Origin of the sequence: Mucilaginibacter kameinonensis, from assembly GCF_003675385.1 — a bacterium.
Classification (GTDB): domain Bacteria; phylum Bacteroidota; class Bacteroidia; order Sphingobacteriales; family Sphingobacteriaceae; genus Mucilaginibacter; species Mucilaginibacter kameinonensis.
The window spans coordinates 1003960-1025829 of record NZ_RCWZ01000002.1 but is presented as its reverse complement, the minus strand read 5'-3'; the positions used below and the strand labels follow the sequence as shown (position 1 = coordinate 1025829).

General features: G+C 43.1%; 17 protein-coding genes. 9 read left to right on the top strand and 8 right to left on the bottom strand.

Going from position 1 to position 21870, the window contains the following annotated elements:
* The first annotated feature begins 21 nt into the window (after positions 1–21).
* The 6 genes from EAH55_RS11175 to EAH55_RS11150 all read left to right on the top strand — a co-directional run bounded on the left by EAH55_RS11175 (position 22) and on the right by EAH55_RS11150 (position 10498).
* Positions 22–1932, top strand: coding sequence for a RagB/SusD family nutrient uptake outer membrane protein (locus EAH55_RS11175; protein WP_121809691.1), 1911 nt, complete (start codon positions 22–24; stop codon positions 1930–1932).
* Between the two features lie 47 nt (positions 1933–1979).
* Positions 1980–3218, top strand: coding sequence for a DUF5000 domain-containing lipoprotein (locus tag EAH55_RS11170; protein ID WP_121809690.1), 1239 nt, complete (start codon positions 1980–1982; stop codon positions 3216–3218).
* A gap of 27 nt (positions 3219–3245) precedes the next feature.
* Complete coding sequence (locus EAH55_RS11165) at positions 3246–4475, top strand: DUF4998 domain-containing protein (RefSeq protein WP_121809689.1); 1230 nt, start codon at positions 3246–3248, stop codon at positions 4473–4475.
* Between the two features lie 100 nt (positions 4476–4575).
* On the top strand, positions 4576–5883 hold the full coding sequence (locus tag EAH55_RS11160; RefSeq protein WP_121809688.1) for an alpha-L-fucosidase: 1308 nt from the start codon (positions 4576–4578) through the stop codon (positions 5881–5883).
* Between the two features lie 33 nt (positions 5884–5916).
* Complete coding sequence (locus EAH55_RS11155) at positions 5917–8256, top strand: glycoside hydrolase family 95 protein (protein ID WP_121809687.1); 2340 nt, start codon at positions 5917–5919, stop codon at positions 8254–8256.
* Positions 8257–8419: 163 nt separating this feature from the next.
* A complete protein-coding gene (locus EAH55_RS11150; RefSeq protein WP_121809686.1) occupies positions 8420–10498 on the top strand; it encodes an alpha-amylase family protein in 2079 nt (692 codons plus the stop codon).
* A gap of 77 nt (positions 10499–10575) precedes the next feature.
* Here the strand turns inward: EAH55_RS11150 and EAH55_RS30845 are convergent, their stop codons facing one another.
* The 7 genes from EAH55_RS30845 to EAH55_RS11120 all read right to left on the bottom strand — a co-directional run bounded on the left by EAH55_RS30845 (position 10576) and on the right by EAH55_RS11120 (position 17726).
* Positions 10576–10752 (bottom strand): hypothetical protein, encoded by a 177-nt coding sequence (locus EAH55_RS30845; RefSeq protein WP_162996829.1) that lies wholly within the window; start codon positions 10750–10752, stop codon positions 10576–10578.
* Between the two features lie 373 nt (positions 10753–11125).
* Positions 11126–11992, bottom strand: coding sequence for a helix-turn-helix transcriptional regulator (locus tag EAH55_RS11145; protein WP_114937066.1), 867 nt, complete (start codon positions 11990–11992; stop codon positions 11126–11128).
* Between the two features lie 15 nt (positions 11993–12007).
* Positions 12008–12370 carry a VOC family protein gene (locus EAH55_RS11140; RefSeq protein WP_121809685.1) on the bottom strand — a complete coding sequence of 121 codons (363 nt, stop codon included), beginning with the start codon at positions 12368–12370 and terminating at the stop codon, positions 12008–12010.
* 520 nt (positions 12371–12890) lie between these two features.
* A complete protein-coding gene (locus EAH55_RS11135) occupies positions 12891–13253 on the bottom strand; it encodes a cyanovirin (protein WP_114937065.1) in 363 nt (120 codons plus the stop codon).
* A gap of 293 nt (positions 13254–13546) precedes the next feature.
* Positions 13547–14173, bottom strand: coding sequence for a response regulator transcription factor (locus EAH55_RS11130; RefSeq protein WP_121809683.1), 627 nt, complete (start codon positions 14171–14173; stop codon positions 13547–13549).
* A gap of 2 nt (positions 14174–14175) precedes the next feature.
* On the bottom strand, positions 14176–17136 hold the full coding sequence (locus EAH55_RS11125) for a ligand-binding sensor domain-containing protein (protein ID WP_162996828.1): 2961 nt from the start codon (positions 17134–17136) through the stop codon (positions 14176–14178).
* Between the two features lie 122 nt (positions 17137–17258).
* Complete coding sequence (locus EAH55_RS11120) at positions 17259–17726, bottom strand: nuclear transport factor 2 family protein (protein ID WP_121809681.1); 468 nt, start codon at positions 17724–17726, stop codon at positions 17259–17261.
* A 297-nt stretch (positions 17727–18023) separates the two neighbouring features.
* Between EAH55_RS11120 and EAH55_RS11115 the strand changes: the two genes are divergently transcribed.
* Together EAH55_RS11115 and EAH55_RS11110 are read left to right on the top strand one after the other, a co-directional pair.
* Positions 18024–19841: a PAS domain-containing sensor histidine kinase gene (locus tag EAH55_RS11115; protein WP_121809680.1), complete on the top strand. Its 1818-nt coding sequence runs from the start codon at positions 18024–18026 to the stop codon at positions 19839–19841.
* 152 nt (positions 19842–19993) lie between these two features.
* The gene (locus tag EAH55_RS11110) at positions 19994–21178 is read left to right on the top strand and encodes a GAF domain-containing sensor histidine kinase (protein WP_121809679.1); all 1185 of its coding nucleotides are present in this window, start codon (positions 19994–19996) and stop codon (positions 21176–21178) included.
* Here the strand turns inward: EAH55_RS11110 and EAH55_RS11105 are convergent.
* A complete protein-coding gene (locus EAH55_RS11105) occupies positions 21163–21555 on the bottom strand; it encodes a VOC family protein (RefSeq protein ID WP_121809678.1) in 393 nt (130 codons plus the stop codon). The genes EAH55_RS11110 and EAH55_RS11105 overlap by 16 nt on opposite strands.
* Before the next feature lie 126 nt (positions 21556–21681).
* Here EAH55_RS11105 and EAH55_RS30840 point away from each other — a divergent pair, with 126 nt between their 5' ends.
* Positions 21682–21855, top strand: a complete 174-nt coding sequence (locus EAH55_RS30840; protein WP_162996827.1) for a hypothetical protein — start codon at positions 21682–21684, stop codon at positions 21853–21855.
* Positions 21856–21870: the final 15 nt, after the last annotated feature.

Genomic DNA, 21870 nt, shown 5'->3' with positions numbered 1-21870 from the left:
TACTGATCAATACTTAGTATTATGAAACAATATTATAAACTTTTATTACTGGTAGGGCTCCTGGTTTCGGGCGCATCATGTAAAAAATATCTTGATGTTACACCAGATAATACCGGTACCCTTGAGTACGCTTTCAGGAACCGTAATGAGGCCGAAAACTACCTGTTTACCTGCTATGCGACCCTACAGCAGTTTTATGACCCTACTTCAAACATAGGTTTCACTACCTCGTCAGAAATCATTTATCCAAACAACCTTACCAACCACCCGCTTAATGAAAATGGGTTTAACCTTATCCGTGGTACGCAAAACAGCGCAAGCCCGGGTGTAAACTGGTGGGATGGTGAAAATGGCGGACAGGCATTGTTCCGTTCAATTCGCAGGTGTAACATCATGCTTGAGAATATCGATAAACCTGTCGACCTTTCACCATCAGAGAAAGCAAGATGGATGGCGGAGGTAAAATTTCTTAAAGCATATTATCATTATTACCTATGCCGCTTATATGGCCCGGTGCCATTGGTAAAAACCAACATCGACATTACTGCAAGCACAGAGGATGTGAGGGTAAAACGTTCGCCGGTCGATTCGGTATTTAATTATTGCGTACAGTTACTGGACGAAGCCATTCCAGATCTGCCACCGGTTATCACTAACCAAGCAAAAGAACTTGGTCGTATTACGCAGTTAACCGCTTTATCAATTAAAGCTGAAATGTTGGCAACACAAGCCAGCCCGTTATTTAACGGTAACCCTGATTATGCCAGCATGAAGAATAAAGATGGACAAGCTTTATTTTCAAGCACTGTCGATCCGCAGAAATGGAAACGCGCTGCTGATGCCTGTAAAGCGGCTATTGATGCCTGCGAAGCTAACGGCCTTAAATTATACACCTTTGTATCGCCTCCAACGGTAGGTTCCCTGTCAGATCAGTTACGTAATGAACTGACTATTCAAAACGCCGTTACCGAAAAATGGGATGTAAACCCAGAGTTAATCTGGGCATTAAACCCAACGTTCCCTTGCCAGGGTTATGCTACCCCAAGGTTAACGCCAAAATCTGCGGTTAATATCTTCTCAAACCCGTCAACATTTGCTGTTCCTATTTCAACACAGGAACTTTTTTATACCGCTAACGGTGTACCGCTAACTGAGGATAAGAATTATGATTACGCTGACCGTTTCGCGCTTAAAACCGCCGGCGATGCCGACAAATATTATATTGCTCAAGGCTATACCACTATTAACGAGCACTACGGCCGCGAAACACGTTTTTATGCCAACATCGCTTTTGACGGCAGCATCTGGTATGGTAACGGCATTTATAACCAGGATCAGGCTTATCATGTTGAAGCCCGCGGTTCCGGTTCATTAGCCGGCCCTAAAGACCTGAATACGCTCAATATTACTGGTTACTGGCCTAAAAAACTGGCCAATTATCTTTCAGTTTATGACGATGGCTTTCAGCCGATAGAATATCATTTACCACTGATGAGGCTTGCCGGCTTATATCTTTTATATGCCGAAACCCTGAACGAGGCCAATGGCCCAACCAGCGACGTATACAATTACATTGACAAAGTACGTGCAAGAGCGGGATTAAAAGGTGTTTTGGAATCATGGTCAACCTATTCAAAAAATCCGGCTAAACCAACAACTAAAGAAGGTTTGCGCGATATCATACACCGTGAGCGCCGCATTGAGCTTTGTTTTGAAGCACAAAGCGGATGGGATCTTCGCCGCTGGAAAGAAATTCAAAATGTGTTGAGCACACCACTGCAAGGCTGGAATATATATGAGTCAGAGGCTGGCAACTATTACAGGCCGCATACAGTGTTAACACCTGTTTTTGGGCTAAAAAATTATTTCTGGCCGGTTAAGGACAACGACCTGATTGTTAATAACAACCTGGTACAAACCACCTACTGGTAGGCATCCCATCCATTTAAAAATGAATTAATTCAACATAAATAAGAATTATGAAACGCATTAAAAATTATTCGGTAACAGCGCTGGTGCTTGCAGCGGCGTTGTTTATAGCGTGCTTAAATTCATGCAAAAAGAACGATGGGTATGTTAAAGAGGTTTCGACCGATTTAAGCAAGCCTGCCGTGGTTACCAACGTAAAAGTTAAAAACTTTAACGGCGGTGCTTATATCACCTACGATCTGCCAAACTCAGATAACCTGCTATATGTTCAGGCCGAGTACCGCATCAACGATAAAACTACACGCCAAACCAAATCAAGCTATTACTCGGATACAGTTACGGTTGACGGTTTTGCCAAAAGCCAGGAGTATGAAGTAACACTTTATTCGGTGAGCAGGGCTAATGTTAAATCCGATCCACTGGTTGTTAAGGTGCATCCTGATACACCTTTTTATAAGCTTATAAAGCCTACACTGACTATCACCTCTGATTTTGGCGGTGTAAACATCAAAGCGATGAACCCTGATCAAAAAGATATCGGTGTTATTTTATTGGCTTTTGATAAGTCAACACAGGCATTGGAGGTTGTAGACCAGCATTATACCAAGGTTGATACCATCAACTATTCCATAAGAGGGTATGCGGCGGTACCTCAGCAATTTGGCGTATATGTTACCGATAAATTTGGCAATATATCTGATACTACCGTTGTAAATATCACCCCTATATTTGAAACGCTACTGGATAAGAGCAAGTTTTCAGTATATAAAACACCTACCGATAGCCCTACTGCTTACGGCTGGGAGGTTCCATACTTATGGGATAACAAAACTGATGGATACTCAAACGGCTGGCATACAGCTCCGGGAGCGCCTGCCCCAATGCAGGTTACTTTCAGCCTTGGCGTATCTGCACAATTAAGCCGTTTTGTTTTATGGGAAAGACCCGATCAATATGCCTACGCGCATGGTAACCCTAAAGATTTCAGCATCTGGGGATCAAATGTGAATGCTCCGCAGGATGTAAGGCTGCCTGATTATGCCCCTGTTGGAACCGTAGTTGGCGACTGGGTTAATATCGGCAATTATCATTATCCAAACCCGCCATCGGGACTTACACCAGGTTTTACCAATTCGGCCGATGCCGACTTTGTTAAGGCTGGGGTTAACTTTAACATTCCACCGGGTTCAACACCAATTAAATACTTCCGCTTCATGGTGCATGATACCTGGTCAAACGGTGACTTTGCCCACATGATGGAGCTTTCAATTTATGGTAACCCACAATAGGTATTAACTCATTTAGATTAAACGAACATGAAAAATATTGTCAGAATAGCTGCTTTCTGTTTGCTTGGATACCTGTTGTATGGTTGCAGCAAGCAAGACACACAGTTTGAATCGTACTTAAATGGTCACGAAGTTAAGTACCCGGGCACAGTGGCCAACGCCCACTCCCGTCCCGGAAATTTACGTGCCGCCCTTACCTGGAATCCAAGCTCCGATCCCAGCATAACCCGTTACGTGATATACTGGAACAATAAAGCCGATTCCATCATTTACAATTCCACCAATCACAATACGTCGGATAGTTTAACGGTTGTTATACCAAACCTTAACGAATACATTTATTCGTTCACAGTTTTCTCGTATGATGCAAAAGGCAACCGTTCTATTCCGCTTGATATCAACAATGTGAGGGTTTACGGGCCTATCTATCAGTCGGGCTTATCAAACAGGGGTTATGATGTTACCAATCCATACGGTATCAGTGCCGATGGAAAGCTTACACTTAATTTCCTGAAAGTTGATACCAGTACCCATAATGTGTTCACAAACATAAAATACACTAATAAAGCCGGTAAGGAAAGTTTCGGAAAACTTAGTGCAGATAGCATGTCGGTTACCCTGGCAGATTATAAGGCGGATACTAAAATCCAGTTTTTATCAGCCTTTAAACCTGCTGTAAATGCTCTTGACACATTTTATGTAGCCAATTATGAGGACTTCCCGACCATTAACTCTGTTGCCATTTGCGATAAAAAGCTTTTCAAAAAAGTATACTTGCCTAACGACGCCAAACCTTATGAAGGTGATACAGATATAGACAGGCTTTGGGACGGCAGTACAGGTCCTCAGGGTTTCCCTAACATCTTCCATAGCGATGGCAACGGACCGCTTCCGGTGGTTATCACTTTTGATATGGGCGCACTATACAGAGGCCTGGTAGCTATTGAAGAAACCGGTCGTAACTGCTGTCACAATCCTGATGATTTTGAGGTATGGGGCATAGCGGACATTACCAACGCTGCTACTACCCTAAAAGCTAATGATGCAGGCTGGACTGCCGAGGCAATTTCTAAAGGCTGGAAACTGTTAAAAGAGATCAAACGGACCGATGACGGTAGCGCACCGTTAAAAGTAAACTTCGATCCCAATCCGCCGGCTGTACGCTATATCCGTATCAGGATTAAACACAACTCAAACAACGAAGGTAATTACACCAATATGAGTGAGCTTACCTTCTGGAATAACGCATTACTATAATAATAATACCCCTATGACCGGGCCGCATGGCGCGGCCTGGTCATATTTATAAAATTCAAGGACAACTGACCACAATTAATGCATTAATAAAAATTCATCAATGAAAAAACCGGCAATTATACTCCTTTACCTGTTTTCAATAATCAAAGTGGGCTTTGGCCAGCAAGCCGCTCCTGTAAAAACGCCGAAAGTGGTTTTGGATGATTTCATGACCAAACGCTTTGGCATGTTTGTGCACTTTGGGCCGGTAACCTTACGCGGCACCGAAATTGGCTGGAGCCGTAACAAGGAAGTAGCCCAGGATGATTACGATAACCTGTACAAGGAGTTTAACCCGGTTTTATTTAATGCCGATGCCATTGTAAAAACCGCTAAAGAAGCGGGCATGAAATACTTGGTGATTACCGCCAAACATCATGATGGCTTCGCTTTATGGCCATCTGCCTTTACTGATTATAATATCGGTAAAACACCCTATAAACGCGACATGGTTGCCGAACTGGCCTTGGCCTGCAAAAAGCAGGGTATACTTTTCTGCATCTATCACACCGTGCTCGACTGGCACGATCCTAACTACCCTATCCATAATCCTTATGATTCAACAAAAAATGTTAAGGGAGATATGGTAGCCTTTAAAACGCAAATGAAGAATGAGCTAAAAGAGCTCATCACCAAATATCACCCTTACCTGCTTTGGTTTGATGGTTACTGGGAAAAACCATGGACCAATGCCGATGGCCAGGAGATTTACGCCTTTATAAAAAGCGTTGATCCAAACGTTATTGTGAACAACCGCTTAGGTAAAGAAAGCGAAAAACTGAATGACCAATCAGTAGGTGATTATCTTACCCCGGAACAGCGCATCGGACAATTGAATATGAACGAGCCATGGGAAAGCTGCATCACAATTTGCCAGCAATGGGCCTGGAAACCTAATGATAAAATGAAAAGTGCGCAGGAATGTATCCAAACACTGGTAAAAACGGCTGCAGGCAATGGCAACCTGCTGTTTAATGTTGGCCCTATGCCTGATGGCCGTATTGAGGCCCGGCAGGTTGGAACCCTGCGGCAAATGGGTGCATGGCTTAAAAAATATGGCGAAAGCATTTACGGCACCAAAGGTGGCCCCATCGCCCCAAATGATAACTATGCTGTTACACGCAAGGGAAACAAGATCTATTTGCACATATTTCAGAAAAAAGATGATAAAATTGTATTGCCGAATTTACCAGGCGTTAGCGTAACCAATGCGTACGTACTGGGAGGAAGCAAACTAACTTATAAACCAAATGCAGCAGGTTATATTATTGATTTGCCGCAAACTTTGCCCGATGCCAACAGCAATGTAATTGTATTGGAGCTTAACAAAAATGCCGAAGAGATCCCCGTTATTACCGCGGTTAAATAAACTTAAAAACAGAAAACCTAATTAACATAAAGCATGCTAAAAAGAACGCCCCTGCTAATAACTGTAATGATAACAGGTATTACAACGTTTACTCACGCGCAAACAAAACAATTAAAACTTTGGTACAAACAGCCTGCCCAACGCTGGGAAGAGACAGTTGCGCTTGGCAATGGCCGTTTAGGCATGATGCCCGATGGCGGCATCAGCAACGAAAAGGTAGTATTAAATGATATTACCATGTGGTCGGGATCATCACAGGATGCCAATAATTATGAAGCCTATAAAAAACTACCCGAGATCAGGAGCTTGCTTGCATCCGGTAAAAACGTGGAAGCTCAGGCTATTATTGATAAATCATTTGTGTGTACGGGTAAAGGATCGGGTGGTGTGCCATTTGGCTGCTTCCAGATGCTTGGCGACCTTAACCTGAGCTACCAGTACAAAGGTATTGATGAGAAAGATGTAAAATATGAAAACTACGAACGTGAGCTTTCATTAAACAACGCACTTGCCAAAACCACTTACCAGGTAAATGGCGTAACCTACAAGCGTGAGTATTTCACCAGCTTTGGTGACGATGTAGATGTAATTAAACTAAGCGCCGATAAACCGGGAATGCTTAACCTGAGCATCAACATCAGCCGTCCGGAACGTGGTGTCGCCAGTATCGAGGGTAATGAACTTGACCTTACCGGTCAGTTGGATAATGGCACTGACGGTAAAGGCGTGGCTTATAAAGCCAGGGTTAAAGCGCAACTAACCGGCGGTTTGTTAAGTACTACCCCAACTGCGCTGGTTATTAAGGATGCTACAGAGGTGATCATTTATGTATCGGCAGGTACCGATTTCAAAAATCCCCAGTATCTCACCAAAATGGATGGCGCACTGAAGGCCGCTATGAAAAAGCCGTATGCACAGGAGAAACAACAGCATATCGCCAATTTCCAAAAATTATTCAACCGGGTAAAGGTTGATCTTGGTGCATCAGAGGCCGAGAAACTAACAACAGATCAAAGGCTTATCGCTTTCCGCAATAATCCCGATGAGGATAAAGGTCTGCCGGTTTTATTTTACCAGTTTGGCCGCTATCTGAGCATTTGCAGCACCCGTGTTGGATTGCTTCCGCCAAACTTGCAGGGCTTATGGGCAAATGAAGTGCATACGCCATGGAACGGCGATTACCACCTGGATATCAACATTGAAATGAACCAATGGCCGGTTGAGGTTTCCAACCTGTCGGAATTAAACCTGCCCCTTGCCGATTTGGTTAAAGGCATGGTACCTCATGGCGAAAAAACAGCAAAAGCCTACTACAATGCGGATGGCTGGGTAGCTCACGTAATCACTAACCCATGGGGCTTTACCGAGCCGGGCGAAAGCGCTTCATGGGGTGTTTGTAAGGTTGGCTCGGGCTGGCTTTGCGATAACCTTTGGCAGCACTATGATTTCACCGGTGATAAAAACTACCTGAAACAAATTTACCCGATATTGAAAGGCGCGGCACAGTTTTATAACAGCATGCTCATCAGCGATGCCAAAACCGGCTGGCTGGTTACTTCACCTTCATCATCGCCCGAAAACAGCTTTTATTTACCAGATGGTACGCATGCCAGCATCTGCGTAGGCCCAACTATTGATAACCAGATCATCCGCCAGTTGTTCAACAACGTAATAACTGCAAGCAAAGTACTGGGTACCGACGAAGCCTTCAGCAAAACCTTGGCAGCTAAAGTAAAAAAACTGCCTCCTCCGGGTGTCATAGCTAAAGATGGCCGCATCCAGGAATGGATGGAAGATTACAAAGAAACCGAACCGCAACACCGCCACGTATCGCACTTGTACGGCTTATTCCCGGCATCACAAATTACGCCGGAGGCTACCCCCGCCCTTGCCGAAGCCGCCAGAAAAACTTTGGAGGTAAGGGGCGACGACGGGCCAAGCTGGTCTATCGCTTACAAAATATTGTGGTGGGCACGTCTGCATGATGGCAACCGTACCTACAAACTGTTTAAAGAGCTGATGAAGCCAACCATCAAAACCGACATTAATTACGGTGCAGGCGGTGGTGTGTATCCTAACCTGTTGTCGGCAGGCCCTCCGTTCCAGATTGATGGTAACTTCGGCGCGACAGCCGGTATTGCCGAAATGCTGATCCAGAGCCATGCAGGCTTTATCGACTTAGTACCTTCAATTCCTGATGCATGGAAAGCTTATGGAGAAGTTAAAGGCCTTAAAGCCCGCGGTAATTTCACCGTTGATATGAAATGGAAGGATGGAAAGATTACCGGTTATAAAGTAACCTCGCCTACCCCACGTATGGTTAAGGTGAAAGTTAACGGACAAATCAAAAACGTTATGGCTGTTAAGGCGTAATAGCATCTTACCAGCACAACTAAGGCATCCTTTTTCAGGGTGCCTTAGTTATAGCAAACTCCAGGTCATAAAGACCGTATTTTGTAAAGAATACGTTAATATTTAGATACAATTTTGTGCTTAACAAATAAAATGTATCTTAGACATTTAATAACCTAAATTCATGCGAAAAATTTCTAATTGGTTAATGATAGCTGTACAGTTGTCCGGCTTGCTTTGCGTTTGGCAGCCGGCAATTGTTTCAGCATCAACCAAAATCATTAAGGCTCAGCCAACTCAGCAGGGCGATATTTCCTTTTCTTACAGTCCTGTAGGCACAGTCCGTTACAATCAAAAGTCGGGCACTTTTTCTGTCACCGAAAATGGCAAGGCTATACTTAGCAATTGTTATAGTAAAGCCGGCATCGATGGCAAATTCTTTACCTCAAAAGATTATAAACAGATTGCCTACAGCCAGGCACAGGTAAACGATGGCTTTGGTAAAGGCCTTAAACATACCTTTACCCTAACCGGCAATAATTTACCAAGCATGGTGCAGATGTTTTATACCTATCCATCGCATAAAGGTTACTTTTTTGTTGAGCTTTATGTTGAAGGTAAAAACCTTAAAACAAATTACATGGAGCCAATTGCCGGTAATATGGCCACAATTGCCGGCGACACCCGCTCGTTATTTGTACCATTTGATAACGATACCTTCATCAGCTATAATTCAAAAGCATTTAAAGCCCCGGTTAGCAATACCAGTGCCGAGGTAGGTACTGTTTTTGACAACAACAGCCGCAAAGGTTTGGTATTTGGATCGGTTGAGCACGAAACCTGGAAAACAGGTGTGCGCACCATCGCCAAAAAAGACAGCGCTAATACGTTTGAAGTATGGGGCGGTTATATTGAAGAAGCTGTAAACCGCGATAAAATAACCCATGGTTTTATCAGCGGCAATACGGTTAAATCGCCTAAAGTATTTGTAGGCTGGTTTACCGACTGGCGAAATGGTATGGAAGAGTTTGGTAAAGCCAACCGCGTTGCCGAGCCCCCTTACATTTTTAACTGGACCAAGCCTACTCCTGTTGGCTGGAACAGTTGGGGCGTTATGCAGGAAAAGCTGAATTACGACAAAGCTATTAAAGTAGCCAACTTTTTTGCCGACAGCATCCCGGCTTTCCGCAACGGTAACACCGCGTTTATTGACCTTGACTCGTTTTGGGATAACATGATCAGCGGTGGCTGGGAAGGCGACTTTGGCAAGCTGAAATCATTTGCAGATTACTGTAAATCAAAAGGCCTGCAACCCGGCGTATACTGGGCTCCCTTTACCGATTGGGGATGGCAGGGCGGCCCCAACCGTAAAGTTTTAGGCAGCAACTATACCTATGGCGAAACGTGGACAAAAGTTGGCGATGGCTATCACGATATTGACGGTGCCCGTGCTACAGACCCAACCCATCCCGGCACTTTGCAGCATATCGACTATGTAATTGGCAAGTTAAAAGCCTGTGGTTTTAAAATGATCAAGATAGATTTTCTGGGGCACGCCGCTGCAGAGTCAACTCATTTCTATGATCCGAAAATCACTACCGGCATGGAGGCTTATAAAAAAGGCATGGAACATTTGATTGATCAATTGGGCAACCAGATGCTGGTTTACGCAGCCATCTCCCCCAGCCTTGCAACTGGTCGTTACGCGCACATGCGGCGCATTGCATGCGATGCCTTTAAAACCATAAAAGACACCCGCTATACGCTCAACAGCGTAAATTACGGCTGGTGGCAAACCTACCTGTATAACTATGTTGATGCCGACCACGTGGTGCTTTCAACCGAAAGCGAGGGTGCTAACCGGGCAAGGATGCTCTCGGCAATTGTTACCGGTACCTTTATAACCGGCGATGATTTCTCTACTCACGGTCAATGGTCGGCCCGGGCAAAAGCCATGTATCAAAACCCTGAAATTTTAAAGGTAGTGGCAAACGGAAAAGCTTTCAGACCGGTTGAGGGTAATACAGAAACCGGAACTACCGAGCAGTTTGCACTAAAAATTGGCAACAGCTTTTACCTGGCCTTGTTTAATTATGGCGATGCAGATAAAACTTACGCTATTGATGCTAAAAGGATAGGCCTCGATGCCGATAAGGCAACAAATGGCAAAGCATTGTTACAAGGTGTTAGTGTAAGTGACGCGAAGGGCGTTTTAGTAAAAGCAGGCGATGCTGAACTAATTAAATTTGATTTGAGCAAATAAACGCTGCAAAGGCGCCGGCAAAAGATTCCCCTTAAATCGCCGGACGCCTTTTGAGGGGATGAAACCCTGTATCGTTTTTAACCGTTTAATTTAACCGATTTTGCCCGTTTGCATGCAAGCGGGCATTTTGATTTTTTGGCATTCATACAGCATTTGTTTTTACTGTGTTTTGTGCTTGCCATGTTGCTTTTTTCTACCTGAAGCGAAGAAAAAAACAATCCGCCGGTAACGGCCAGTATCGTAAAAAATTTCATAGTAGTAGGTTTTAACTTAAAAGACGAAGTTTTTTGGCAAACGTTACAGCCAATTAGCAAATGTTGATTTTCGCATATTTTACTAACAAGGATAAGCCTCAAAGACACGTCATTGCGAGGCACGAAGCAATCCCCAATTTGCAGATCCACCCTGTATAGTTTGGGATTGCTTCGTGCCTCACAATGACGAAATGGAGAGTTCCCCTCCCGCTAAAAAGCAAAAAGTCAGTGACCTCGCGTTACTGACTTTTTCATTAACTATTAACTGACCAAATATCCTTAACAAAAAACTATCTGGTACTACAAACATAGGGTGTTAAAGGCGGGCTATATGTGTGAAAAGCACCATCTTAACACAAGAAGAAAACTCTTATTACGCTGATTGCCTGTACTTTAAAGGCGTTATCTTATAATGTGTACGGAACAACCTGATAAACGAACTTGGGCATTCAAAACCTACCATACCAACTACCTCATTTACAGGGTAACGGGTATCCTTCAAGAGCATTAATGAGCGTTTTAAACGCAGCTGTATTAAAAACTGATGAGGTGTTAAGCCAAATGCCTGCTTAAAGGTGCGCAGCAAATGGTTAACCGAAAGGCAGGCATGTTCGGCCAAATCCTCAAGGCTAATGTTCTGATTATAATTGCTGTACAAGAATTCTTTAGCCAGGTTAAGGCGGCGCAAGATCTCTACTCGGGTGCCCTGGTTTAAGAAATCAAGTTTCTCGGCTTTTTTGCAGATCTCATCATTATAAATATGAAAATAGTTGATGAGCGTATGGTGCAGGTATTCGTTAATCAGCATTTCATCCTGCATGCCATCGTCAAGGTGTTGTTTCAGGTGGAACACATTGTATTTAATGTCACCGGCAAATGGGTAAATAGTTTCATTAAACTCAGGTTGTACTTTTCCGTTTCCGTTGCCTTTATCTAATAAGCTGTCATGATCAAAAGTCCAGCAATCTTTAAAATCCTGCAAAAACTGCTGATCAAAATTGATAGCGAACGATTGTACCTGCTGATCCAGATCGGTATCGGTTGAATATTGAGTGCCCCGGTTCAGGATCAAAAATGAATCGGGGTATATGGATAAATGCCTGCGGCCAATATCATAACGTTCACTACCGCTTAAAACAAAGCGAAGGCTTAAATCTGAAGTATACTGCGGCCCCTGTCTCTGACCGCCGGTGCGGCTTACAATCTTATTGTTGTTGCGTAATACTTTTGAATAGTCCATTGTGATATGATTTTATTATTCGTTATAATTTCTTTCTTCCAGTAACATAAACTTGTTGCCCGCCGGATCTAAAAACTCGGCTGCTAAACCTGCCGGCAAATAAGCCGGCGATTTGCAGAAAAACACTCCAGCCGTGCGTAGCGCGTGATAATCATTTAAACAGTCGGCTGTGTTAATGATGATGTTACTCTTATCACTGTTGCTATCGTTATTAGTTACAAGCAACGCCACATTTAATTTATCCGACCGGATCACCGTGCTCTCTCTTCCCTCGTAAAATGTCATTGTACCTGTTATTCTGAAACCTAATTTTTGAGTATAAAAGTTTATTTGTTCCTCAAAATCGGCTGTGTACACAGGTATATATTTCAATTTCATTTACAGTAGTTTTAACAGAAACCAGATTTAATAATGGAAATCAACCTGTTGGCCAAGGGGCAGCATACGGGATGATTTTTTGAAGCGGGTTTACAGTAGCCGGTCAGTTAAAACTACTTAACATATCAAAGGTACTTTACCGGCAGGGGGATAGTATCCCCCTATTTGGGGGATTTATGAATTAGTGGAATTGGGAGTATTGGAAGGGTTATCGGCTCAAATGCGAGCTGTGTGGACATTGATACGCTGTCCGAAGTCTCTGACTTCGGACGACTATGCATGTAGTTTACAACTACAGAAACTAAAAAAACAATATCTGTAGTTACAAACTACAGGCATACTAAATTCGAAGTCAGAGACTTCGAACAGCAAATAGCGACTCTGTAAGCATGCGGTTGCCACGCTTCGCTCTCAATACCATAGCTTTTAATACGCCAAGTAAAAAGATAATGCCTATAGCATTTAACTACAGGCATTATACATTCGCGGTCAACGACAGCGAATATTTGTGGAGCAGGTTTTAGTCTACTGTTAAAACACCATCAATATTTGACAGGGTTTTACCTGTTGATAAATGAGTGATGTCTAAAGTAGAATATTGCCAGCTTTGGTCTCTTTTTTGGCACAGTGCTGATAAGATCACCACTTCGCCAGTTGAAGTAATGGTATAGCTGCCGCCTGGTACATAACCGCTTGCTGATGCGCTACCTGGTTGATTTACCAAATAACCATCTAAGTTTTCAACGTTAGCTTGTGAAAGCGCGGTTAAATCTAACTCGGCAGGGATGGTAGATTGGTTTCTTTTTCTTGATTGGCAAAACAAAGTGCTTTTGATGTTTTTTGAGGTTTTGGCATAGCTGCCGCCTGGGATAAATGTTGACATGATAGTGTATTTTTTTAGGTTTTCTCGGCTTTTGAAGGATGTCTGAGTTTTCCTATCAGTCCTGAAAGTTAAGCTGCTTAAACCGGTAGTTTCGAACTGACAATACAAATTTGCAACGAAACATGCCCCGGTTTAAAGAGTATAAATACTCAGATTTTATTATCCGTAGTTTTACTTAGATGAACAGGGAGCGGACGTTTGAGATGATGGAACGCGATCCGTGGGGACACGGATCGGGGAACAAAAATAATTATTCCTGCTAAACGTTCGTGTCCTCACGAACGCTTAATCAACTATATCAATTTATTTTGCCTTGCCAGTTTAATGGCGTCTGCACGGGAGTTTACATCCAGCTTGAGGTAGATGTTTTTGATGTGGCTACGAACCGTTTCAAGGTCGATAAAAAGTTCGTTGGCAATCTGGCCGCGACTTTTACCCTCTCCTATCAGTTCCAGGATCTGAGTTTCACGTTTAGACAATGGCGATTCCTGGTTTTTCTGGAACGAGCGGATCACCAGTCGCGCGATATTGATACTCATAGGGCCTCCTCCCTCCCGCACCTCCTTTATCGATTCGATGATTTTGGTTGATGGTGTATTTTTGGTAAGATAACCCGAAGCGCCTGCCGCCAGCGCGTTAAAGATCTGTTTTTCGGATTCGTAAACCGTGAGGATCAGGATATAGCAATTGGGCAGCAGTTTTTTTAATTTGGGGATAGCATCAATACCGTTAACGCCGGGGAGCTCGATGTCCAGCAATATTACATCTGGCTTATCGGTAGCAATTTTTTTTGATGCCTCATCATACGAGCAATAGGTACTAATCACATCATAACCTTCGGTAGCACCAATTAAAAAGGCATAACCATCGCGCAGTGTTTCATCATCCTCAATTATACTTACCTTAATGTTACGCGCCATGCCTAATTATTTAACTGGTTTTTACTAAACTTTAATGTTACTGATGTGCCCTTCCCCGCTTCCGAATTAATGAGCAGCGACGCGTTAATCCGTTTTGCACGGGCATTAATATTATTAATCCCCCTACCGCGATGGGCCGCACCGCTGTCAAAGCCTTTACCATCATCGGTAACACGCAGTGCTATCGCGTTTTTATCGCTCTGATCAAGCTCAAAAGTCACAAGCCCGGCATCCGCATGTTTAAGGATATTATTTAACAGCTCCTTAAATATCATAGTGATGTTACGGCTATACTCCATGGGCAATTTTATCAGCTGGATATCCTCATCAACAGCGGCAAATTCAAAATCAACAGGTACATCATGAAAAACCTCTATCCCTATCTCGCGGATATGGTTGAGAGTTTCGTAAAGATTATCGCTTTTAGGGTCAAGCGCCCACAGGATATCCTTGGTACCGTTGTATAGTGATGCCGCGTTCTGTTTGATCTGATCAACAATTCCACGCTGATCTGCCTGCCCTTTATCAATCTTGGCATTCAGTATCTCTGATAAGACGGTGATACGGGTCAATTTGTTACCCAAATCGTCATGAAAATCTTCGGCCGTTTGCTGGCGGATTTTGAGCTTCTCTTCCCGCTTCATTGCCTCAATTGCCTTTTCGCGTTTTATTTTACGCTGATGTACCAAATTTTGCACCCCGAAACCGAGCAGCACCAACAGTACAATAGCCAGCAACCTGAAGTAAAATGTTTGATAAAACGGAGGAATGATCACAAAGCTGAAACTGGCCATCTTGGGCGAAACCTGTCCGTCCGGACTTATTGCCTTTACTCTAAAAGTATATTTCCCAGGCGGCAGGGATGGATAATTAACCACATTATTGCGCATGGGCGAGCTGAAAGCGCTATCCAGCCCAACCAGTTTATATTGGTAAGATACAGCGTCGGGGTTTTTGAGGTATACGCCAAGAAACGATATCGATAAGTGATTTTGGTTATGCTTAAGTTCGGCCCAGTCATCCAGATCAATTGAGGAACGTTTTTCGCCATCCTCCTTCATAAGCTGTACCGATTTGATAAACACGTGCGGCGGCGGCGATGGTACCATTTTAGTCATGGTATTATACACCATAACCGCTTTGGTTGTGCTTATCCAAATTTCATGCCCACGGTGCATAATGGCGTTTTGATTAGCCTCAACCACGGGCTCTTTCGAGCCTATGTTATCAATTACCCAAAAAGTTTTCTTCTCGGGGTCGTATTGCATGCGGTTAATTCCACGACCGGTTCCCATCCAGAGCCTGCCACGTTCGTCAGCAGCTAAACTGTAAATACTATTGGCTTTTAATCCGTCGCCAACGTTATAAATATTAACCGCGCCGGTCGTCATATCCCAGGTATACAGACCACTGTCATCAGTACCTACCAACAACAGATCGCGATACCGGATCATGCTATAAACTGCCGTATTGGGAAATGATTTAAGTTTAAACCCGGGAACTATCTTTTTATTAACGGCAAGCATAACGCCATTTTGGGTACCTATCAAAACAGAATCGCCCCCAAGGCCAAGCATCGAGGCCGAATATGACGGAATTCCCTCCAGTTGCTTCATTTCACCGTTTTGATAATAGAAACAGCCCATAGAAGTTGCAAGCCATAGCGTACCACTTTCATCAGCAGTAATAAAGTTATAGGCAAAACCCGAGCTGTTTTTTACCTGCTTAAAACCGCTTTTATCATATTGCCACAAACCTGTTGCCCCGGTGCCAATCCAAACGGTACCGGTTTTATCCGTATACAAACTCTGCACGCCTTTTAAATATGGCGAACCGCCAGGCACGGATACTTCGCTCAGCTTTTTTCCATCATACCGCAAAATACCGGCTCCGTCAATACCCATTAAAACATTTTTGTTCCAGTCCTGGGTTATCGTCATAACAATTTTTGATTCGGGAATACCTTGTGTACGGTCAAAAACGGTGTACCGGTCGCCTTCACAACGGTATAGGCCATTGCCCAAGCTGCCCAGCCACAGGTTTTTATCGGCATCAAAATAAATATCAGGAACTGAGTTATCTGTAAGGCCGTTTGATGAGTTGTAATGGATCACATCACCATCCATGATACAGTAAGCGCCGTTATCAGTACCCAGCCAGATGTTGGCATCAGCATCCTGTTCAATACATAAAAGCTGACCCTTGATTTTTTCGGTAACGTTTTTTATATCCAGCGGTTTAGCCGCACCATCCCTGGCGCATAGCAGACCTGTCCGTGTTAAAAGGTAAATTTTGTCTTTATCAAAACGATCAAAAAATATCCTTTTAATAATTTGTTCGTCATACACCGAAGGAACATCAATTACATGCTCCCATTTTTGCCCATTAAGGCGATAGATACCTTTTTTGTAAACAGCGGCATATAAAACACCCGCATTGTTAACGGCTAAGCTGGTAATGAAAAGTTCTGCATCGTTATTAATAACCACGTGCTGCATCTTATCATTTTTAACCCTGAACAGCGTACCTGCGCATGTAACCCAGATGGTACCTTCGCCATCCTGGGTTATATTCCCAACGAAATAGCGTTTTAGTGCTATATCGGGTTTGTAACGGATAATTTTTCCTTTATAAAGCCTTGCAAGCCCGTTCATTGTACCAAACCAGGTACAGCCTCCCTTATCAGAAAAAACCGTTGCAACATAGTTATCCGGCAGGCCTGTTAAACGGGTATAGGCGGTAAAATCCTTACCATCAAAGCGGCAGGCCCCGCCAAAAGTACCAATCCACAGGCGGTGGTCGATATCCATCGACATTTTGTTGATCTGCGACTGGATTAAGCCATCCTCAATATCATAATGCGCAAAAATGTATTTCTGTGCGTAGGCCCGGCCCGTAAACATCACCATACATACCAGGGAACACAAAAGCAGAAAAAAGGGGAAACGGAATAGCTTTTTCAATTAAAAACGTAATTTAAATTACCTGTATGGGGGTACAATTAAAAAGTTAAAATAAAGCTAATTAAAATAAAAAAAATCACCCCAATAGGGTGATTAATTATTGTTGGCTGTGGAAGTAAAATTTAGTTTTTTGCTACTACTGAGTTGTCGTTAGGTAAAGGTGTTTTGATGTCCTCAAACATTTTGCAAACCTGGGTAATTTTCCAGTCTTGCTTTTCATTTTTTTCGATGATGAGATAATCGTGCTGTGAGCAATTTTCGTAGTTAAAATCAACCCGGGCAATTACCATGGCATCGCTTTTGGCAAGCACCTCATAGTTCGACTGGCAGTTTTGCTGCGTGCCAGCGTCTTTTTTCATCATACTTACCAGATCATCTTTTTCTTGTACAAGTACTTTTTCGCCGCGCGGTATTTTTAATACGGAATTATCGCTCATTATTGATTTTAACTTTTTGAAGTTGGTGGTCATGTGGCTGTCAATGAAATCGCGGATCACACTGGCGTATCCTGTTTCGGCGGCCGGACGGCCGTAACTGATGCTGGCGGATAATAAACTTATTATGCATGCCAATAAGAACTTATTTTTCATTTGTGATATTTTTTTGATCAAATGTGGGCAGGCTTTAATCAAAAAAATATGCCTATAACACCTAAGCCGCGCGGTTTCTCCAGCTCATAGCGGGCGAAGCTCAAAACCGGTGTTTTTCGCCTATCAAAGCCGTTTTTCGCATATTTCTGAAGAACAAGTCCATGTTTCAGAACCGCTTCTGATAATTCTTTTAATTATCAATAAACAATGCCGGAACATGGCGTGGATATTTAAATCTGTACGAAAATATTTTTATTTTTGAGAGCATCGTTTACCGAATAAAACTACTACCGCAACTTGGAACCTACCGAAAATTTTTTCCGAAGCATTGTTGAGGCCTCGCCTTTTCCCGTTTATATGTGTATAGGCGAAGACAAGCTTATAGCCATAGCTAACGATGCCACGCTGAAAGCATGGGGTAAGGACAAATCGATAATTGGAAAACCGTTTGACGAGGCATTGCCTGATCTTAAAGGGCAGCCTTTCAGCAATCTTATAAGTGAAGTTTACAAGACCGGCGAAACCTACTATGGCAACAATGAACCTGCCGAATTTATAATTAACGGCAAACGGCAAGTCAACTATTTTAAATTTACATTTCAGGCGGTACGTAACTCGCGCGATAAAATTGTGGGTGTTATCTGCTTTTCGACTGATGTTACCGAAATTGAGCATTCCCGCCAGGCCATGGAGGAAAGCAGGCATACCCTATACAACATGGTAAAACAGGCCCCGGTAGGAATCTGCATCATCAACAGTGATAACCTTGTAATTGAAGTAGTTAATGATTCATACCTTGAGCTTGTTGGGCGTAAACGCATAGAAATGGAAAACCGTGGTATCTGGGATGCCATACCCGAGGCAGCGGATCTGTATGCGCCTGTGATGGACAACGTTATTGAAACAGGCCAGCCCATTACAGCAAAGGAGCACAAGCTGTTACTGGTGCGCAATGGCATCCCCGAAATGGTATTTATTGATTTTGTTTATGAACCTATAAGGGGTTTTGATGGCGAGATTAGCGCTGTTATGGTCATAGCTATTGATGTAACCGAAAAGTTTCTTGCCCGGCGCAAAATTGAGGAGGCAGAAGAACGGGCCAGGCTGGCTGTAGAAGCAGCTGAAATAGGTACGTTTGATCTTGACCTGATAACCGACGAATTGCTGACATCCGAAAAATTTAATAAGATCTTCGGATTTGAGCGTAACGTTCCTCATGATTTATTTGTTAAGGCGTTACACCCCGATGATATCGAGCTTCGGGATAATGCTCATAAAGCCGCGCTTATTAGCGGCAAACTTTTTTATGAGGCAAGGATCATCTGGCCGGATGGTTCAACCCACTGGGTCAGGGCACAGGGTAAAGTATACTACGGTTCCATAAACAAGCCGCTCAGGATATTAGGAACGCTTCTTGACATCACTGAGTTTAAACACCTGCAGCAGCAAAAAGACGATTTTATTAGCGTAGCCAGTCATGAGCTTAAAACCCCAATGACGTCTATCAAAGCGTCGATGCAATTGCTTGACAGACTGATAAAAGTTGATCCCTCGTCTGAAAAAATTCCGCAGTTTATCAGCCGTGGTAATAATAGCCTCAACAAAATGCAGCAATTGGTAGATAGCCTGCTTAATGTTTCAAAGATTACCGCGGGCCAACTTACGTTATACAAAACCAATTTTTTAGCGTCTCAGATGATTAGCGAATGTTGTGATCATGTCAGACTTGCAGGCACACACGAGTTGGAACTTACAGGTGACACTGAACTCCAGTTATTTGCTGACAGGCAACGTATTGACCAGGTTGTTGTTAACTTTGTAAACAACGCCGTTAAGTACGCGCCTGAAAGTAACCGCATAATCATAAACATCAGCAAGCAGGATGATATGGCTAAAATATCGGTACAGGATTTTGGTAAAGGCATCCCGGCAGAGAAGATTCCACATTTATTTGAACGCTACTACAGAGTTGATACTTCAGGTATACAATACTCCGGCCTGGGGCTTGGCCTATACATCAGCGCCGAAATTATTGAACGGCATGGCGGCGAAATGGGAGTTGAAAGTGAAGTTGATAAAGGCAGCACTTTTTGGTTTACGTTACCGCTGAATTAATCCACTAATGGTCCACCTGTATTTTACAATATTTAATTAAAGGGCAATATTTTAACCAAAACAGTTAAATTATTCTTATTCCAACAAATGCATACTTTTGGTGTTTGTAATATTCGTATTTTTAAACACAATCCCCTATTTGATCCTTTAAAATGACAGGCAATTTAGACCCTAATCTCCATGCAGATCTGGAAGCCATAAACCAGATCCCCGTAATCAATTCAATACTGGAGGTTATTTGCCGTACTACAGGAATGGGTTTTGCCGCCGTAGCCCGCGTTACCGAAAAAAAATGGATAGCTTGCGCGGTGCTTGATAACATCCAGTTTGGGCTGGTTCCTGGTGGGGAATTAACATTAGAAACTACCATCTGTCATGAAATAAGGCAAACGCAGGAAGCCGTTATCATTGATCATGTTGAAAAGGACGAGCGCTTCCGCACACACCACACCCCTTTGATGTATGGCTTTCAAAGCTATATTTCTATGCCTATCATCCGTAAGGACGGTACTTTTTTCGGTACGCTTTGCGCTATCGACCCTAACCCGGCAAGGCTCAATACGCCGGAGGTGACCAATATGTTTAAGCTTTATGCCGATCTTATTTCGTTTCACTTGCAGGCAACCGAAAAGTTAGCACTTACCGAAGAAAAACTTTTAGAAGAACGTAAAACAGCCGAGCTTAGGGAACAGTTTATCGCTATTTTGGGGCATGATCTGCGCAACCCTGTTACCGCTGTATCAAACGTTGGTCAGCTAATGATGCGGATGCCACTTAATGACAGGCTTAAACGCCTTGCTACAATCCTTCAAGATTCGTCCATGCGAATGAAAGGCCTCATTGACAACCTGCTCGATTTTGCCCGTGGCCGGCTTGGAGATGGCATTACGTTAGCATTAAGCCATAACGAACACCTTGAAAAAACGCTTAGACACGTAATTTCTGAACTTCTTCTCGCTGCTCCTGAACGGGAGATCATTACCGACTTTAATATTACCGAAACTGTATTTTGCGATGGTACAAGGGTAGCGCAATTATTCTCTAACCTGTTATCAAACGCGCTCACACATGGGCAAAAAGATGCACCGGTAAAGGTGGCAGCAGGTAAAATCGATAATAAATTTATACTATCAGTAACTAACCCCGGCGATCAGATTCCTTTTGCGGCAATGGAACGGTTATTTCAACCATTTTCGCGTGGTGAAGTTAAACAAGGCCAGCAGGGTTTAGGGCTTGGTTTGTATATTTCATCGGAGATAGCCAAAGCCCATGGAGGTACAATAGATGTAACATCAACCCCGGAAGAAACTTGCTTTACTTTTCAGTTTCCGGCGTAAGGATTAAAACAAATTTCCCAGCAATTTCCTTCGGGATCGGCAACAAAAGCGGCATATCCGCCCCAAAATGTTTCGGATGGCTGTTTTATTATTTCTACCCCCACCTTGTTTAATTTCGCTATCTGTTCATCAACTTTAGCTTTTGAAGCGAGGTTTATGGTAAAGTAGACAGCCTTACTCCCGGTATTATTATGTATATTTGTGTACTCCTTAAAAAGCGGCTCATCGCATAGGGTGAGTATTAAATTATCAAGCTTTAGCATTACGACCTTTTCGTTTTCGGCAATAATTTGCCACCCGAATTTTTCGGTATAAAACTCCTTTATCTCATCAAGATCTTTAACAGCAAGCGTTACGGCGGCTACATGGGTTTGCATGATCTATTACTTTTATAAGGGGTTCTTGTACACAAAAACTACAGGCTTTGCATGTTTTATTTCACACTAAAATTTAATCGCCAGTTAATACAGCTCGTCTAAATTTAGTTAACCAAATATATAAACATGCAGATCAATTATTTTATAGTAGGGATTGTAATAACCCTGTTAATAGCACTGATGATATGGATTGTAAAAACCGACCGGAAGGATGAAAAAAATTTCGAGCAAAACATTATTGATCAGGAACTTAAACCCAGGGAACACCCAAAGCCACAAAAAGCAGATAAAGCGATGTGATTGGGTAAAACCCGC

Coding starts and splice junctions, on each gene's coding strand:
- EAH55_RS11145 (WP_114937066.1), bottom strand. CDS start 11,992: ATGGACTATTCAAAAGTATTACGCAACAACAATAAGATTGTAAGCCGC.
- EAH55_RS11120 (WP_121809681.1), bottom strand. CDS start 17,726: ATGAAAAATAAGTTCTTATTGGCATGCATAATAAGTTTATTATCCGCC.
- EAH55_RS11160 (WP_121809688.1), top strand. CDS start 4,576: ATGAAAAAACCGGCAATTATACTCCTTTACCTGTTTTCAATAATCAAA.
- EAH55_RS30840 (WP_162996827.1), top strand. CDS start 21,682: ATGCAGATCAATTATTTTATAGTAGGGATTGTAATAACCCTGTTAATA.
- EAH55_RS11140 (WP_121809685.1), bottom strand. CDS start 12,370: ATGAAATTGAAATATATACCTGTGTACACAGCCGATTTTGAGGAACAA.
- EAH55_RS11130 (WP_121809683.1), bottom strand. CDS start 14,173: ATGGCGCGTAACATTAAGGTAAGTATAATTGAGGATGATGAAACACTG.
- EAH55_RS11105 (WP_121809678.1), bottom strand. CDS start 21,555: ATGCAAACCCATGTAGCCGCCGTAACGCTTGCTGTTAAAGATCTTGAT.
- EAH55_RS11110 (WP_121809679.1), top strand. CDS start 19,994: ATGACAGGCAATTTAGACCCTAATCTCCATGCAGATCTGGAAGCCATA.
- EAH55_RS11135 (WP_114937065.1), bottom strand. CDS start 13,253: ATGTCAACATTTATCCCAGGCGGCAGCTATGCCAAAACCTCAAAAAAC.
- EAH55_RS11165 (WP_121809689.1), top strand. CDS start 3,246: ATGAAAAATATTGTCAGAATAGCTGCTTTCTGTTTGCTTGGATACCTG.
- EAH55_RS11155 (WP_121809687.1), top strand. CDS start 5,917: ATGCTAAAAAGAACGCCCCTGCTAATAACTGTAATGATAACAGGTATT.
- EAH55_RS11170 (WP_121809690.1), top strand. CDS start 1,980: ATGAAACGCATTAAAAATTATTCGGTAACAGCGCTGGTGCTTGCAGCG.
- EAH55_RS30845 (WP_162996829.1), bottom strand. CDS start 10,752: ATGAAATTTTTTACGATACTGGCCGTTACCGGCGGATTGTTTTTTTCT.
- EAH55_RS11175 (WP_121809691.1), top strand. CDS start 22: ATGAAACAATATTATAAACTTTTATTACTGGTAGGGCTCCTGGTTTCG.
- EAH55_RS11150 (WP_121809686.1), top strand. CDS start 8,420: ATGCGAAAAATTTCTAATTGGTTAATGATAGCTGTACAGTTGTCCGGC.